Genomic DNA, 14,774 nt, shown 5'->3' with positions numbered 1-14,774 from the left:
ATTTATTTTAGCTTTTTGAATAGACTCTCGTTAATCCAATATTTTCTGGAGGATGGAGTACCATAGGGAATTTTTCAATTTTAACGGAACTACTGTCCAAGCCAAAAGCACTTTCTTCGGATAAACTTAGTTTTTTAATAAAGAAATAAGAATTCATTATTAGTTTTTCGTGCCATAATAAATCGCTGTCATTGGATAGGAATTTTTCAGACAAAACAAATTTAAAGTCTCCAATAATATTGTTTTTATTTAATGATTCGTATCTACTGGTGATATCCACTTCTCCATTTTTTACCATATCTCTGATTACTTCTCTAAACATAAGGTTTATTTTGGTAGGCTCTCTAAATCCTAAATTAAAATCAACTCTATACAGGTCGTCTTTAAGGATTTCTTTTACTTTGTATTCAGTTTTATAAGGTTCAGACAAGATATTTACGTGGACAAACCAATAGATATCGGCTCTTTTTGGTCTTTTTTGCAAAATAGAGAACATTACCTTTTCTTCTATTTCATCGCTGCGGTTGGCATTGGTCATGTAAACTAAATGTGTAGCATACTTAGGAATAGATAAATCAGCACTTAATTCGGCAAGTACTTTTTTGTAATCATCAATTTTTACAAATTTGGTATAGCTTTTATTAATTTGTTTGGCTCTGTACCAAATGGTCATTACACCAATTAATACTAACGCGATAAAAAGTGTTACATAACCTCCTTCAGCAAATTTGGTAATATTAGCAGCCAAGAAACTCAATTCAATTGCTAAGTAAATAGTAATCAGTGGCACAAAAAAATACCATTTTACTCTTTTCATAATTAAATAAAAGTTAAGCAAAATAGTGGTCATTATCATGCAAAGTATAATGGCAAGACCATAGGCATGCTCCATATTGCTAGACTCTTGAAAGTGTAAAACTATACCAACACAACCTATAAATAACAACCAATTTATGGATGGAATGTACAATTGCCCTTTTAATTCGGTAGGATATTTAATTTTGACTTTCGGCCAAAAACTCAATCTCATTGCCTCATTTATCAAGGTAAATGAGCCTGAAATAAGGGCTTGAGATGCAATTACTGTGGCTACAGTAGCGATTACAATTCCAAAGGGTTTGAACCATTCTGGCATTATTAAGTAAAAAGGATTAGCAAAATCACCTCCTAATGATTGTAATGTAACTCCTTCATGATGTATTAAATAGGCAGCCTGCCCAAAATAATTAAGAACCAATGCAGTCTTTACGAAAATCCAGCTTATTCGAATGTTTTTTCTACCGCAGTGCCCCATATCAGAGTACAAAGCTTCAGCCCCGGTTGTACAAAGGAAAACAAAACCAAGAACAAAAAAACCTTCTGGATGAATGGATAATAGGTGGTAGGCATAATAAGGATTAATGGCCTTGAAAACCTCAGGATGTATAGAGATTTGATAAATTCCCAATACGGCTAGCATTCCGAACCAAATTAACATCATTGGAGCAAAAAATTTACCTACTAACTTGGTTCCAAATTGTTGTATAGTAAACAATACAAACAATATTCCAATTACAATCGGAACGGTATTAATATGCGGAAAGTAAGTCCTCATTCCTTCTACTGCTGAAGACACTGAGATCGGTGGTGTTATAATTCCATCGGCAAGTAATGCACTTCCTCCTATAATTGCAGGGACAATGAGCCACTTGATTTTTGTTTTTTTTACTAAAGCATACAATGCAAAAATTCCACCTTCACCGTGATTATCAGCACTCAAAGTAATTAGTACATATTTAATAGTAGTTTGAAGAGTCAATGTCCAAAAAACTGCTGAAATTCCGCCTAAAACAACATCTGCATTTATTATATAATCGCCTAATATGGCTTTCATTACGTATAATGGAGAAGTCCCGATATCTCCATAAATTATTCCTAAAGAAACTAATAGTCCACCTAACGTTAATTTACTGTGGAGGTCTTTGTGCGTTGCGCTCATTTAAAATTTTTAAAAAACTTGTCAAATTTACTATTTTAAAATAAAAAAGAGAGACTTATTTTTTAAAATAACAAAAAAGGCTCTGTATGTTGTTACAAAGCCTTTCTTTTGATTTTATTATGATTTATGCTCTTCTGTTTGAACTTCTGGAAGAGTTGTTGTTACTGCTTTGTGATTCAGTTCGTTGTGTGTTGTTCTCTCTTGGAGCACTTGTTCTGTTTTGAGAATTGTCCCTTTGAGGTTCTGCTCTTTGAGTATTAGTTTCTCTTGATGAATTCGCTCTATTTTGAGAATAATCTCTTTGAGGTTCTGTTCTCTGAGTACTTGCTTCTCTTGACGAACTCTCTCTGTTTTGGGAATAATCTCTTTGAGGTTCTGTTCTCTGAGTACTTGTTTCTCTTGTTGAACTTGCTCTATTTTGAGAATAATCTCTTTGAGGTTCTGCCTTTTGAGTATAATTTTCTCTTGTAGTACTCGTTCTGTTTTGCGAATAATCTCTTTGAGTTTCTGCCTTTTGAGTATAATTATCTCGTGTAGTACTGGTTCTGTTTTGCGAATAATCCCTTTGTGAATTTGACTTATTTCCAGAGTAGTTTGAATTATTACGGTTGTAAGCAATCTCATTTCTGGAGTTGCTGGTATTGTATCTTTTTTGATCTAACTCATATCGATTTGAGATTTGATAATTTCTTTTAGAAAACGCATATTCTGGATGTTGTCTTTCATAGCCGTTACAGCTGTTTGACTTATAAATTACGATAGCTCTGTTGCTTCTTCTGTAGTTTACATAATTATAATTGTTGGAGTAATTTACACATCCGTAAACATTTTGTCTGTATCTGTAAATAGGATATGGATTCCATGAATAATAGTAAGTTGGATAAAAATTCCAGGTCCAAGAAGAATAATAGGGCTGGTAATAACTAGCCCAAAAAGTTGTGTAGATTTGTGGAGTGTAGCAATATTCAGGCTCATAAATATAATTTTGTCCATACAAGTAAGTGTTTCCTACGATTTGAATCGAAATATTGTTGCGTTTGTCTTTTTCTACTTCAATTGTAGCCACATCTTGGTATAAATCGCGTCCAAGAACCGATTGTATAATTATTACGTGTGTTCTTTTTTCTACAGATTCAATTACTCTTAAGTAATCAACTCTATTGTCGTTGTTTAAGTCTAAATTTGAAATTTGTATTTTGGGATCATTCAATCGTCTTTCAAATTCTTTTAAATTCTCTGAGTCTCCAAAAATAGATGATACTGCTTTTAGGTCTAAATTATCGCTAATTTCAGAATTCATTGCATTTACTGTTGTTATATCTTGTGCATTTGCTTGTGAAGCAAAAAAAGTAAAGATAATTGCGGCTATTTGTATTTTTGTTTTCATGGCTAATTTTAGTTAATTGTTTTGTTTTAATATATGTTCAACAATTATGCCAGAAATAAATTAAACCGTTAATAGATGTTGAATAAAATTATATATTTGTCAGAAATAATTAAGTTATGATGAGAAATTTTCTTGTAAGTGTGCTGTTTTTTAATGGGTTGTATTGTGCTGTTGCTCAAAATTCAGAAAAGAATAAAATTGCAGCAACTGGTTTTACGACGATTCAAATTGATACGTTATTTCAAGATAAAATAAATATCAGGGCTCTTTTGATTGATAACGATAAAGTATGGTATGCAGGAGACAAAGGAAGATTTGGTTTTTATGATTTTAAATCCAAAAAAAAGACAGAAAATGTTATTTCAAAAGATACCTTGAAAATTGAATTTAGAAGTATAGCAAAAACGTCTAAATTTATTTATGTTTTGAATGTGGCAAATCCGGCATTGTTGTATCAAATAAATAAAAATGGAACCCAAAACAAATTAGTGTATCAGGAAAATGATAAAAAAGTGTTCTATGATAGCATGCAGTTTTGGAATGACAAAGAAGGAATAGCAATTGGCGATCCAACTGCAGATTGTCTTTCGATAATTACAACCAAAGATGGCGGTAACACCTGGAGCAAGATTCCTAATACTAAATTACCTAAAATTTTTGAAGGTGAAGCTCATTTTGCCGCCAGCAATACTAATATTGTTGTAAAAGAAAATGACACATGGATTGTCTCGGGAGGAATCAAATCCAGGGTTTTTTATTCTCCGGATAAAGGAAATTCGTGGCAAGTTTTTGAAACGCCAATTGTGCAAGGAAAACAAATGACGGGAATTTTTACTGCCGATTTCTATGATAAAAAAACCGGTTTTATTGCAGGAGGTAATTATGAAGTTCTAACTCAAAATTTTGAAAACAAAGCAATCACAGCTGATGGAGGTAAAACTTGGAAACTCATCGGCGATAATCAGGGATTTGGATATGCTTCCTGTGTTCAGTACGTTCCGGATTCTAATGGTAAAGGACTTGTAGTTTTTGGAGCTTCGGGGCTTTATTATTCTTCGGATGGCGGTTTTTCCTGGGTATTGTTTGATCCAAATCCCAATTTGTTTACCATTCGGTTTATTGATAAAAATACCGCAATTGCTGCAGGACATAATACAGTGATTCGAATTCGTTTTAAATAAAAAATTCCTGTTTTATAATGGATTTTATAAAACAGGAATTAAATCGAATTAATTGTATGTTATTTCCTCAAACCTTTATCTCTATACTGTTGAAGTAATTTTCTGTTGAAATCTTCTTCGGCTTTTCTTAGTTTTATGATCTTTACTGAAGGTAGAATTCCTTTTAAATCACTTGTACATTTTTTTCTTAAATTAAATAGTTCTTCGTCATTGGTTTCAATTTGTGTCAAAAGGGTGTTTGCCTCTTTTTCAGATAATTTATCGAGTTCGTCATCCTCCATTCTTTTAAAATAACTTTTCATTTTCTGATGTCTCAATTCAAATTGCTTGTCATCATAAGTATTATAAATGGGCCAGAATTTCTCGGCTTCACTTGCAGTAAGATTTAATTCGGTAGTCAAAAAAGCCACTTTCATTGCTTTAATTTGTTCTTTTTTTTCTTTAAATCTTTCGCCTTGGGCATAAAAACTAAAGGATATAAATAAAAATAGTATGGGATATAATTTTTTAAAGTCCATGGTGTTTATTTTTGTATTGTTGCTTTTTTGTGTTGATGCTTTGATGTTTGTGTTTAATTTTCGATTACTAGATTTTCAATGTTTGGATTGGTAGCCAAAATATCTTCTAATGTTTCGGCTTCTGGTTCGTTTTTGCTTGTGTTACTTATTTTTGTTTCAGGTTCAATTTCTCCAATCAATTCGTATTGGTTTATATTTGATTCTTCCGCCAGATAATTTTCTAAAGTTGCCGAATCAAGTTCTTTGCTTTTCGATTCTGCTGTATATACTATTGGTATCATTAACGCAAGTACCAAAACAGCGGCAATTGCCATAAGAATGGTTCTTCTTTTTCTGAAAATAGAAATTACTTTAACCTCTTGTTTTGGAAAATTTTCTGAAAATTGAGCAGAAAAATTTTCAAAGTAATTTTCAGGAGTTTTAAATCCTGTTTCTATTTTTGGTTCGCTGTCTAATTTAAATGTTTTCATAATGTGTATAAGACTTAATCGGATATAAAAGGTTTAATTGGTGGTGACAAATGCTTCTATTTTTTTTACTGCATGATGATAAGAGGCTTTTAAAGCTCCAACCGATGTGCCTAATATTTCTGAGATTTCTTCGTATTTTAACTCTTCAAAATATTTCATTTTAAAGACTAATTGTTGTTTTTCCGGCAATAATGTTATTGCTTTTTGGAGTTTAATTTGAATTTCATTTCCATCAAAATAGACATCTGCTTTCAAATTGTCTATTGTTTTGTTCTGTAATTCTACAGAAGAGATGCCACTTTTTCTAGCTTTTTGTTTCAAAAATGTTAGAGCTTCATTAGTAGCAATGCGATACATCCATGAAAAAAGTTTGCTTTCACCTTTGAAATTTTTTAAATTTTGAAAGACTTTTACAAATGTATTCTGCAAAACGTCATTAGCATCATCATGATTTAAAACAATATTTCGAATATGATTGTACAACGGTTTTTGAAATTCGCGTAGGAGTTTTTGAAACGCTTCATTTTGCGTTTTTGGGTTCAATAAACTACCAATGAATTCCTTTTCTTCCTGCAATTTCTATATTTTTAAAATTAGACAGCAATGAATTAAAAAGGTTTAATCCATATTCAAAAATTAAAATTCAGATTGATCTTCTTTTTTAATTGGAGTAGTAGGAGGAGGAGTCGCCAAACTGTCTTTTACAACCCGCTTATAGGTAACGGGAATGTCTTTGGGTTTTATAGGAAAATAAATTTCGGTAACCCATTTTGAAGGGGTTTTTGATTCTCTTTTTCCAACAGTATAAATGGCTAAATGTGAAAATTTAGGGTCGGCAATAAGATTGTTATTCTTAAAAAAAGCGTGTGATTTATCCAAAGCTTCTTTGGTGTAGGTATAATTTCCATTTAAGGTTGTTTTTACAGCATTAAAGGCATTTAATTTACCGGACAAAATATCACTTCCCTGGCTGGTAAAGATTTGCTCTTTTATAGGAACACAAAAAGAGACTTTCGCTATATTTTGAATGGTGTCATAAGTATGGTAAATCACAAATGGTTTTCCATTCATAATGATATTATTTTGATTGCAAAAAGTAATAATCTTTGGGAAAACTGCATTTGCATTTCTGGTGATATCAGCTAATTTACTGGTAAATGACTGTCTCAAATAGAAAGTTTCCAGTTTTTTTACAATTCCATTTACTTTGGTACTGTAAGTATTGGTTTCTAAATTGAGCGATTTATCTAAATTTGCTAGGGATTTATCATATATTTTTGATTGCGAATTTTGAATTCCTCCTGTCAAAAAGGAATTTACCTTCATCATAAAATCCATTTTTCCTTTAGATTTCCAAGTTACTTTTGTCCCTCCTACAGTATCTTTAAAACTCCAAAAAACGTCTGAACTGCGATCGTTAAAGTCCATTTTTTGTACAATACTGTCATTTCCTTTCGTGTATAAAGTTGTAATAGTTCCTGTATCATTGTTTCCATCCCAACTGAATGAACTTTCTGCTCCTATTGAAATGGGAGAATAGGACAGTTTGCTGTTCGCGTCTGATTTTATCCAAGCACTGAATTTAGGCCAGTTTTTGTAATCATTTACGTAGTTGAAAACGGTGGCTTTCGGAGAATTGATTATTTTACTACTTTCAACAGTGAAATTTCCTTTTTGTGTGGCTATAAATATTGTAAGTGCTACAAGGCTTAATAAAAATAGAAGAAAAAGATATTTAATAATTCTCATGATGGATTTGGTTGAGTTTTCTGTTGTAAAGTTAGAAATTTAATTAATTATTTTATAATAAGATTCCTTAAAATGTCAAACTACTGACGACTTCAATAGTATTTTGCAAATTCTGTTTCTTGTGGTTTAATTTTTTTTTGGGGTTTTGGTTTTGATTGATCTTTTATTGATGTAAAAATATCTGCTTTTGTTGTGTTTTTTAAAAGCCTGTTTTTTATTATTTATTTAAAGAATATGTATATTTGTTGAATATTTATTTATTTAACATCTAAAAATCATTAATAATGAAATTACTTAAAATTGCGGGCGTTTTTATGACTATTGCAGTTTCTGTTGTTTGTTCGGCTCAAAACGACAAATTGGCAACAGTAAAAACTTCTGATAAAGCTCCATTTGATTATTTTGTAGAACAATTTTCTGATATTAAAGTTTTGCGTTATCAGATTCCGGGTTGGGATAATTTAACGTTAAAAGAAAAGGAATTAGTGTATTATCTCACTCAGGCGGGGACCTCAGGGCGTGATATAATGTGGGATCAGCATTATAAATACAATTTACAGATTAGAAGTGCTTTAGAGCATATTTATCAAAATTTTAAAGGTGATAAAAACACTGCCGATTGGAAGAATTTTGAAATCTATATAAAAAGAGTTTGGTTCTCAAATGGAATTCATCACCATTATTCAAGTGAAAAAATTAAACCCGATTTTTCGATAGCCTATTTTAATAATTTGCTAAAATCGACAAAAACCACTTTATCTCCGCAAATTATCGAAATACTTTTTAACGATGTTGATTCCAAAAAAGTGAATCTTGATTCTTCAAAAGGACTATTGGAAGGCTCTGCTATTAATTTTTATGATAAAGGAATCACTCAAAAAGAAGCTGAGGCTTTTTATGCTACAAAAACAAGTCCGGACCCAAAGAAACCTTATTCTTATGGTTTGAATTCAAAATTAGTTCGCAATTCAAAAGGACAATTGGAAGAAAAAGTTTGGAAAAGTGGTGGCATGTATGGACCTGCAATTGACAAAATTATTTATTGGTTGGAAAAAGCACAAAAAGTCGCAGAAAATAAAAAGCAAGGTGATGCTATTGGTCTTTTAATTCAATATTACAAAACAGGAAGCCTTAAAACATGGGATGATTACAATATTGCATGGCTACAGGCTACCGATGGAAACATCGATTATATCAATGGTTTTATTGAGGTATACAATGATCCATTGGGATATAGAGGGTCTTATGAAGGAGTTGTTCAAATAAAAGATTTTGATATGTCTAAAAAAATGGAGGTAGTTTCCAAAAACGCACAATGGTTTGAAGACAATTCTCCTTTGGCTCCAGAACACAAAAAGAAAAATGTAGTTGGTGTCTCGTATAAAACGGTTGTGGTTGCTGGAGAATCTGGAGATTCATCTCCTAGTACTCCTATTGGGGTTAACCTTCCCAATGCAGATTGGATTCGTGCCGAATATGGTTCTAAGTCTGTTTCTCTAGGTAATATTATTGACGCATATTCAAAATCTGGCGGAAAAGGAAGATTGCAAGAATTTGCCAATGATGAAGAAGAAATTCGATTGGCCGAAAAATATGGTGAATTGGGAAGTAAATTGCATACATCTTTACATGAAGTGGTTGGTCATGCATCAGGACAAATTAATCCGGGTGTTGGAACTCCAAAAGAAACGTTGAAAAATTATGCATCGACTCTTGAGGAAGGAAGAGCAGATTTAGTAGGTTTGTATTATTTGTACAATCCAAAAATTCAAGAATTGGGTCTTACAGATAATTGGAAAGAATTAGGAATGCAAAGTTACGATAGCTATATCAGAAATGGTTTGATGACACAGCTCGTTCGATTGGAATTGGGTGCCAATATTGAAGAGGCGCACATGAGAAACCGCCAATGGGTGAGTGCCTGGGTGTATGAAAAAGGTAAAAAAGACAATGTAATTGAGATGATTACCCGCAACGGAAAAACGTATTTCAATATTACTGATTATGATAAACTTCATGATTTATTTGGTCAATTATTGAAAGAAGTACAACGTATAAAATCGGAAGGGGATTATGAAGCTGGAAAAGCTTTGGTAGAAACTTATGGTGTAAAAGTAGATCAAAAAATACACGCTGAGGTTTTAGAACGTAATAAGCAATTTCCCGATGCACCTTACAGCGGATTTGTAAACCCTGTTTTAGTTCCTAAATTAAATGCCAAAGGTGAAATTATAGCAATAGAAATTGAACAACCAAAATCATTTGCAGAACAAATGTTGGAATATTCAAAAGACTTTGGTTTTCTGCCTTTGAAAAACTAAAAACGAATCAATTATAATACAAAAACGTCCACAGTGATGTTGGGCGTTTTTTTTTTTTGAATAAAGAATGTTTTAATGTTTAAAATAGATTTTGATTACAAATAGGAGCCCAATAAAAACAAGGAAACCTATTAGGATTTTATAATTTCCTTTGTAGAAAACTTTATGTAGATTAGCATCTTTACGGTAAGCAAATACCATTGCAATGACAAAAGCAATAAAAAAACAAACAGCAAATATTAATTGACCTTGACTAAACATGTTAAAATATTTTTCGACAAATTTAGACATTAGTTTAGAAATTGTTGTTAAATTTCCAGTTCAAATCAAAAAATAAAAAGGATGCAAAAACAAATCAACGCTGTTAAGGAATTTCATACGGCATTCAGGATAGGACATAGCGAAATGCCAATAGCAAGTTTGGGCGAAGCCAAAAACATACTTCGTTACAATTTGATGAAAGAAGAAAATGAAGAGTATCTTGAAGCCGTTCAAAATAATGACTTGGTCGAAATTGCCGATGCACTTGGCGATATGATGTATATTCTTTGCGGAACTATTATCGAACATGGATTGCAACACAAAATTGAAGCCGTTTTTGATGAAATCCAACGCTCTAACATGAGTAAATTGGGAGAAGATGGAAATCCTATTTATCGCGAAGACGGAAAAGTAATGAAAGGACCAAATTATTTCAAACCCGATTTCTCTAAATTGATTTAGTTTTAGTCTGGATTTGAAACAAAAAAGCGATTTTCAGAATGAAAACCGCTTTTTTATTTGATTGAAATCTGAAATCTATACCTTAACGGTCCATCCAAAAGTGTCTTCAGCCAATTTATGTTGAATGTTGGTAAGTTTTTCTTTAAGTTGAATTGCAAAAGAATTTTCTATTTTAGGCAATTCATAATATACATCTTTATAAGAATACCCAATTATTGGATTAACAACTGCTGCAGTTCCAGCTCCAAAAATTTCTTTCAAAGAACCATTTTTAGATGCTTCTACAAGTTCAGAAACTAATACTGGGCGAACTTCTACTTTAATTCCTTCTTTTTTGGCCATATCTATAAGACTCTTTCTAGTGATACCATCAAGAATACGTTCACTTACCGGCGCAGTCAATAATGTATCGTTTATTCTGAAAAATACATTCATAGTACCAGCTTCTTCCAGCTTGGTGTGCGTAGCATCATCTGTCCAGATCACTTGTTGAAAGCCTTCTTTGTTAGCCAAAGTGGTTGGGTAAAATTGAGCGGCATAGTTACCGGCAGCTTTCGCAGCACCAATTCCTCCATTTGCAGCTCTACTGAAATGTTCAGCAATTAAAACTTTTACCTCTCCAGAATAATAGGCTTTTGCAGGAGAAAGGATAATCATGAATTTATAATCTTCTGAAGGATTTGCAATCACACCTTCTCCGGTTGCAATCATAAAAGGCCTGATGTACATAGTGTTTCCAAGTCCTTTTTTTATCCAAGCCTCATCCAATTGCAACAATTGGTTCAAACCATCCATAAAAATGTGTTCCGGAACTTCAGGCATCGCCATTCTTACTGCCGATGTGTTGAAACGTTTAAAGTTTTCATCAGGTCTGAAAAGCCATAAATCATTATTATCATCTTTGTAGGCTTTCATTCCCTCAAAAATAGCCTGACCATAATGAAAAACTTTAGCAGAAGGATCTAATAAAAAAGGTGCATAAGGCTTAATTACAGGCTTTTGCCATTCTCCATTGGTGTAGTCACATTCAAATAAATGATCGGTAAATACAGATCCAAAGTGTAAATTATCAAAATCAACTTCATTTATTTTTGAAGTCTTCGCTTTTATAGTTTCTATTTTGTTAGTTTGAGTTGTACTCATAATAATGTATTGTTTTAAAAAGATATTTTTTATAGTTAATAACCAAACGCTTAAATTTCTTTAAAGGAGAATTATTGATTGCAAAATTAAATAAAAATCAGAGAAATCCTTGCTAAAATGGTATAAATTACAGCATTTAATTGTGATTTATTTATAGTTAAAATTTATTTAAAATTATGGACAGAATTGTGTGAATTATTTAAAAAAAGATTCGTTTTATAGGACTATAAGATATTGTTTTAAAGTAATTTTGAATTTGATAAGAAACACAGAAAATATAAATCCCACAAAAAAATATTTTGGAAAGAGAAATTATACAAACACTCGATGGATCAACAACAATTCACATAAAAGAATGGAAAGAATGTTATCATTCCAAACACGGAGCGATTCAGGAAGCAAAACATGTTTTTATAAAAAATGGATTGGCTTTGTTGCCAAATAAACAAGTTTCTATTTTAGAAATTGGTTTAGGAACGGGTTTGAATGCTTTTATTACTTATTTAGAATCCAAAGATTTAAATCAAAACATAGATTATGTTGGAGTAGAAGCCTATCCCATTTCGGCTGACGAATTGGTTGCAATGAATTATGTTTCAGAATTAAATGCTTTAGAATCGAAAGCTGTTTTTGACAAAATGCATCAGGCAAATTGGGAAGAAAAAATTATTGTAACCGAAACATTTTCATTGACTAAAAGAAAACAGTTTTTTGAAGAAATTGATGATGTCGAAAAGTTTGATCTAATTTATTTTGATGCTTTTGGATATCGCGTACAACCCGAATTGTGGAGTACAGCAATATTTAAAAGAATGTTTGAAGCTCTTAAACCAAACGGAATTTTAGTCACTTATGCCGCTCGAGGAGTTGTTAAGAGGAGCATGATAGAAGTTGGATTTACTGTCGAAAAACTCGCTGGACCTCCTGGAAAGAGGGAAATGTTTAGAGCAAGAAAGGGAGATTTTTAATGTTGGTTTTTAATGATAAAGTTAAAAAATATAAAAATTCTATGTTAAATTTTTACTTTGTATTCAAAAAATAAAGTACATTTACAACACGTTAAAATCAAGATCTAACCCCAAAAATCTTAATTTATTATGTCTAAAATAATGTTTGATTATACAAAATCTGTACTTGAAAGAGTAAGTTTTGATCCAATCCTTTTCTGTAAAGAATTAGAAAAAGCAATTAGAACACTATTACCATTTGAAATGGAACAATTGCGAGAGTGGTTATTCAATTTCACAATCGAAAAACCAGAATTAAAGCATTGTTTACTAATTGTAAACCCATAAAAAAAAGGAACCAACTATTTGGTTCTTTTTTTTTGTTATGTTTTTTTTGAATTTTAAGAAATGTATTTTTGTAAGTTTTATCTTTTTTATAAGAAATTTTTTTGTATTTTGTCGGCTTTTATAGTGTTTAATAGATTTTTTTATTTGCAGAAATAAAATATTTTAATATTTTTGCTAATGCTTACTAATTTAAATTTTTAAACCTTTTTGTTATGTCCAGAATGATTTATGATTACACAAAAATGGTACTCGAAAGAGTGAGTTTTGATCCTGAGCTTTTTGCTAAAGAACTTAAAAAAGCGATTAAAAATTTATTGCCTTATGAGATTGAAAATTTGAAGAAATGGCTTTTGTTTTTTACAAATGAAAAACCAGAACTTCAAGATTGTTTGGTATATTTATAAATGAATGTGCACCAAATCACCCTCAAAAAAATAGGAGCTAATTTTTAGCTCCTATTTTTATTTTATTTTTTTGGTAATGGACTCACAATTTGAACATTTTGAAAAACTATTGCTCCTTTTACTACTCCTGCGATTGTAGATCTCAAAGCATCAATAATCTGAATTTTTAATTCACTTTTTGGATAAATCAAACTGACTTCACGGGCCGGTTTGGGTTCTTTAAATTGTCTTAGCTTTAACTTGTCTTTTTCTTTAAGATCCAAGGTATGAAGATAGGGCAATAAAGTAGTTCCCAATCCTTCATCAGCCAATTTTATTAAGGTTTCAAAACTGCCACTTTCAATTTGAAAAGATTTCGGGTCTGTTTCACTTCGGTATTTACACAAATTAAGAATACCATCTCTAAAGCAGTGTCCATCTTGGAGTAACAAAATTTCATTTATATTCAAATCTGAAATTTCAATTTCCTCTTTTTGAAAAACAGCATTGTTTTCAGGAATGTAGGCTACAAAAGGTTCAAAATAGAGTACAATTTCTTTAATTTTTTCGTCTTCCAGTGGTGTTGCAGCAATTGCTGCGTCAAGGTTCCCGTTTTTTAATTTTATAATGATTTCATCAGTATTGAGTTCTTCTATTATAAGTTTAACTTTTGGGTATTTTTTTATAAAATTATTCAAAAACATGGGTAGAAGAGTGGGCATAATCGTTGGTATTATTCCCAATCGAAATTCCCCTCCTATAAATCCTTTTTGTTGTTCTACTATATCTTGAATGCGATCTGCTTCGTTGACAATATTCTTGGCTTGATTGACAATTTTTTGACCAATATCTGTCAATTGTATTGGTTTTTTGGTTCTGTCAAAAATTTGAATACTGAGTTCGTCTTCTATTTTTTGAATTTGCATGCTTAATGTTGGTTGCGTAACAAAGCATTTTTCAGCTGCAAGAGTAAAATTTTTATGTTCGGCGACGGCCAAAACGTATTTGAGTTGTGTAATTGTCATTGTATAATTGATTGTTATGCAAATATAAAAACAATCAATTTAATTTATAGATAATTTTTTGATTTTATTACTTAAATTTGAATAAAATAAAAAAAATGAAACTTAGTACAATAGGATTACCCGTAGAAGAATCGGAAGTTATTATCGTAGAATTGAACATACTTTTATCGAATTATCAAATTTATTATCAAAGTTTAAGAGGGTTGCATTGGAATATTAGAGGAAGACGTTTCTTTGATTTGCATATAAAATTTGAAGAATTATACAATGATTCTCAATTAAAAATCGATTTAATTGCTGAAAGAGTTCTTACTTTAGGCGGTAGACCTTTGCATACTTTTGAGGATTATATTAAATTCAATCAATTGACGGTCGGAAAAAATATTTCGAATGATGAAAAAGCAATTCAGTTGATAGTGGATTCGTTATCACAGTTATTGAAAAATGAAAGAAATATTCTTGACAAAGCTTCACAAATAAATGATGAAGGAACAAATTCTATGATGAGTGATTTTATAGTAGAACAAGAGAAAACAATTTGGATGATGAAAGCTTGGTTAGAAGAGAGTTTGTAATTTTTTAATGCAATAAAAAGTGAACC

At 31.3% G+C, this 14,774-nt stretch carries 16 protein-coding genes; 7 read left to right on the top strand and 9 right to left on the bottom strand.

Features of this window, described 5'->3' with window-relative positions; translation table 11 throughout:
* Positions 1-7 precede the first annotated feature (7 nt).
* Both OLM57_RS17215 and OLM57_RS17210 read right to left on the bottom strand, forming a co-directional pair.
* Positions 8-1,978, bottom strand: a complete 1,971-nt coding sequence (locus tag OLM57_RS17215; RefSeq protein ID WP_264564919.1) for a KUP/HAK/KT family potassium transporter — start codon at positions 1,976-1,978, stop codon at positions 8-10.
* Positions 1,979-2,102: 124 nt separating this feature from the next.
* Positions 2,103-3,365, bottom strand: coding sequence for a hypothetical protein (locus OLM57_RS17210; RefSeq protein ID WP_264564918.1), 1,263 nt, complete (start codon positions 3,363-3,365; stop codon positions 2,103-2,105).
* 116 nt (positions 3,366-3,481) lie between these two features.
* On the opposite strand from OLM57_RS17210, the gene OLM57_RS17205 reads away from it, so the two are divergent.
* On the top strand, positions 3,482-4,546 hold the full coding sequence (locus tag OLM57_RS17205; protein ID WP_264564917.1) for a WD40/YVTN/BNR-like repeat-containing protein: 1,065 nt from the start codon (positions 3,482-3,484) through the stop codon (positions 4,544-4,546).
* Between the two features lie 59 nt (positions 4,547-4,605).
* On the opposite strand, the gene OLM57_RS17200 is transcribed toward OLM57_RS17205, so the two are convergent.
* The 4 genes from OLM57_RS17200 to OLM57_RS17185 are packed head-to-tail and all read right to left on the bottom strand — an operon-like array spanning position 4,606 to position 7,283.
* Positions 4,606-5,064: a sensor of ECF-type sigma factor gene (locus OLM57_RS17200; protein ID WP_264564916.1), complete on the bottom strand. Its 459-nt coding sequence runs from the start codon at positions 5,062-5,064 to the stop codon at positions 4,606-4,608.
* A gap of 53 nt (positions 5,065-5,117) precedes the next feature.
* Entirely contained in the window at positions 5,118-5,534 is a 417-nt protein-coding gene (locus tag OLM57_RS17195; RefSeq protein ID WP_264564915.1) for a hypothetical protein, read from the bottom strand.
* A 33-nt stretch (positions 5,535-5,567) separates the two neighbouring features.
* Positions 5,568-6,110: an RNA polymerase sigma factor gene (locus OLM57_RS17190; RefSeq protein WP_264564914.1), complete on the bottom strand. Its 543-nt coding sequence runs from the start codon at positions 6,108-6,110 to the stop codon at positions 5,568-5,570.
* A 60-nt stretch (positions 6,111-6,170) separates the two neighbouring features.
* The gene (locus OLM57_RS17185; protein WP_264564913.1) at positions 6,171-7,283 is read right to left on the bottom strand and encodes an SRPBCC family protein; all 1,113 of its coding nucleotides are present in this window, start codon (positions 7,281-7,283) and stop codon (positions 6,171-6,173) included.
* Positions 7,284-7,567: 284 nt separating this feature from the next.
* On the opposite strand from OLM57_RS17185, the gene OLM57_RS17180 reads away from it, so the two are divergent.
* Complete coding sequence (locus tag OLM57_RS17180; RefSeq protein ID WP_264564912.1) at positions 7,568-9,604, top strand: dipeptidyl peptidase 3; 2,037 nt, start codon at positions 7,568-7,570, stop codon at positions 9,602-9,604.
* Between the two features lie 72 nt (positions 9,605-9,676).
* Here the strand turns inward: OLM57_RS17180 and OLM57_RS17175 are convergent, their stop codons facing one another.
* Entirely contained in the window at positions 9,677-9,865 is a 189-nt protein-coding gene (locus OLM57_RS17175; RefSeq protein ID WP_264566923.1) for a hypothetical protein, read from the bottom strand.
* An 81-nt stretch (positions 9,866-9,946) separates the two neighbouring features.
* On the opposite strand from OLM57_RS17175, the gene OLM57_RS17170 reads away from it, so the two are divergent.
* Positions 9,947-10,327, top strand: a complete 381-nt coding sequence (locus OLM57_RS17170) for a nucleoside triphosphate pyrophosphohydrolase family protein (RefSeq protein ID WP_264564911.1) — start codon at positions 9,947-9,949, stop codon at positions 10,325-10,327.
* A gap of 75 nt (positions 10,328-10,402) precedes the next feature.
* Here OLM57_RS17170 and OLM57_RS17165 read toward each other — a convergent pair whose 3' ends face one another.
* Positions 10,403-11,470 (bottom strand): branched-chain amino acid aminotransferase, encoded by a 1,068-nt coding sequence (locus OLM57_RS17165; RefSeq protein ID WP_264564910.1) that lies wholly within the window; start codon positions 11,468-11,470, stop codon positions 10,403-10,405.
* A gap of 299 nt (positions 11,471-11,769) precedes the next feature.
* Between OLM57_RS17165 and mnmD the strand changes: the two genes are divergently transcribed.
* The 3 genes from mnmD (at position 11,770) to OLM57_RS17150 (ending at position 13,169) form a co-directional block, all read left to right on the top strand.
* Positions 11,770-12,438 (top strand): tRNA (5-methylaminomethyl-2-thiouridine)(34)-methyltransferase MnmD, encoded by a 669-nt coding sequence (gene mnmD / locus OLM57_RS17160; RefSeq protein ID WP_264564909.1) that lies wholly within the window; start codon positions 11,770-11,772, stop codon positions 12,436-12,438.
* A 129-nt stretch (positions 12,439-12,567) separates the two neighbouring features.
* A complete protein-coding gene (locus OLM57_RS17155; RefSeq protein WP_264564908.1) occupies positions 12,568-12,765 on the top strand; it encodes a hypothetical protein in 198 nt (65 codons plus the stop codon).
* Positions 12,766-12,977: 212 nt separating this feature from the next.
* A complete protein-coding gene (locus OLM57_RS17150; RefSeq protein ID WP_264564907.1) occupies positions 12,978-13,169 on the top strand; it encodes a hypothetical protein in 192 nt (63 codons plus the stop codon).
* Positions 13,170-13,231: 62 nt separating this feature from the next.
* Here OLM57_RS17150 and OLM57_RS17145 read toward each other — a convergent pair whose 3' ends face one another.
* Positions 13,232-14,173 (bottom strand): LysR substrate-binding domain-containing protein, encoded by a 942-nt coding sequence (locus OLM57_RS17145; protein WP_264564906.1) that lies wholly within the window; start codon positions 14,171-14,173, stop codon positions 13,232-13,234.
* Positions 14,174-14,268: 95 nt separating this feature from the next.
* Between OLM57_RS17145 and OLM57_RS17140 the strand changes: the two genes are divergently transcribed.
* A complete protein-coding gene (locus OLM57_RS17140) occupies positions 14,269-14,748 on the top strand; it encodes a Dps family protein (RefSeq protein WP_264564905.1) in 480 nt (159 codons plus the stop codon).
* Positions 14,749-14,774: the final 26 nt, after the last annotated feature.

Source organism: Flavobacterium sp. N3904 (genome assembly GCF_025947305.1).
Lineage (GTDB): Bacteria > Bacteroidota > Bacteroidia > Flavobacteriales > Flavobacteriaceae > Flavobacterium.
Note: the sequence above shows the minus strand (reverse complement) of the source record. Positions and strands in the feature narration are given on the sequence as shown.

Coding starts and splice junctions, on each gene's coding strand:
- OLM57_RS17215 (WP_264564919.1), bottom strand. CDS start 1,978: ATGAGCGCAACGCACAAAGACCTCCACAGTAAATTAACGTTAGGTGGA.
- OLM57_RS17210 (WP_264564918.1), bottom strand. CDS start 3,365: ATGAAAACAAAAATACAAATAGCCGCAATTATCTTTACTTTTTTTGCT.
- OLM57_RS17205 (WP_264564917.1), top strand. CDS start 3,482: ATGATGAGAAATTTTCTTGTAAGTGTGCTGTTTTTTAATGGGTTGTAT.
- OLM57_RS17200 (WP_264564916.1), bottom strand. CDS start 5,064: ATGGACTTTAAAAAATTATATCCCATACTATTTTTATTTATATCCTTT.
- OLM57_RS17195 (WP_264564915.1), bottom strand. CDS start 5,534: ATGAAAACATTTAAATTAGACAGCGAACCAAAAATAGAAACAGGATTT.
- OLM57_RS17185 (WP_264564913.1), bottom strand. CDS start 7,283: ATGAGAATTATTAAATATCTTTTTCTTCTATTTTTATTAAGCCTTGTA.
- OLM57_RS17180 (WP_264564912.1), top strand. CDS start 7,568: ATGAAATTACTTAAAATTGCGGGCGTTTTTATGACTATTGCAGTTTCT.
- OLM57_RS17175 (WP_264566923.1), bottom strand. CDS start 9,865: ATGTTTAGTCAAGGTCAATTAATATTTGCTGTTTGTTTTTTTATTGCT.
- OLM57_RS17170 (WP_264564911.1), top strand. CDS start 9,947: ATGCAAAAACAAATCAACGCTGTTAAGGAATTTCATACGGCATTCAGG.
- OLM57_RS17165 (WP_264564910.1), bottom strand. CDS start 11,470: ATGAGTACAACTCAAACTAACAAAATAGAAACTATAAAAGCGAAGACT.
- OLM57_RS17155 (WP_264564908.1), top strand. CDS start 12,568: ATGTCTAAAATAATGTTTGATTATACAAAATCTGTACTTGAAAGAGTA.
- OLM57_RS17150 (WP_264564907.1), top strand. CDS start 12,978: ATGTCCAGAATGATTTATGATTACACAAAAATGGTACTCGAAAGAGTG.
- OLM57_RS17145 (WP_264564906.1), bottom strand. CDS start 14,173: ATGACAATTACACAACTCAAATACGTTTTGGCCGTCGCCGAACATAAA.
- OLM57_RS17140 (WP_264564905.1), top strand. CDS start 14,269: ATGAAACTTAGTACAATAGGATTACCCGTAGAAGAATCGGAAGTTATT.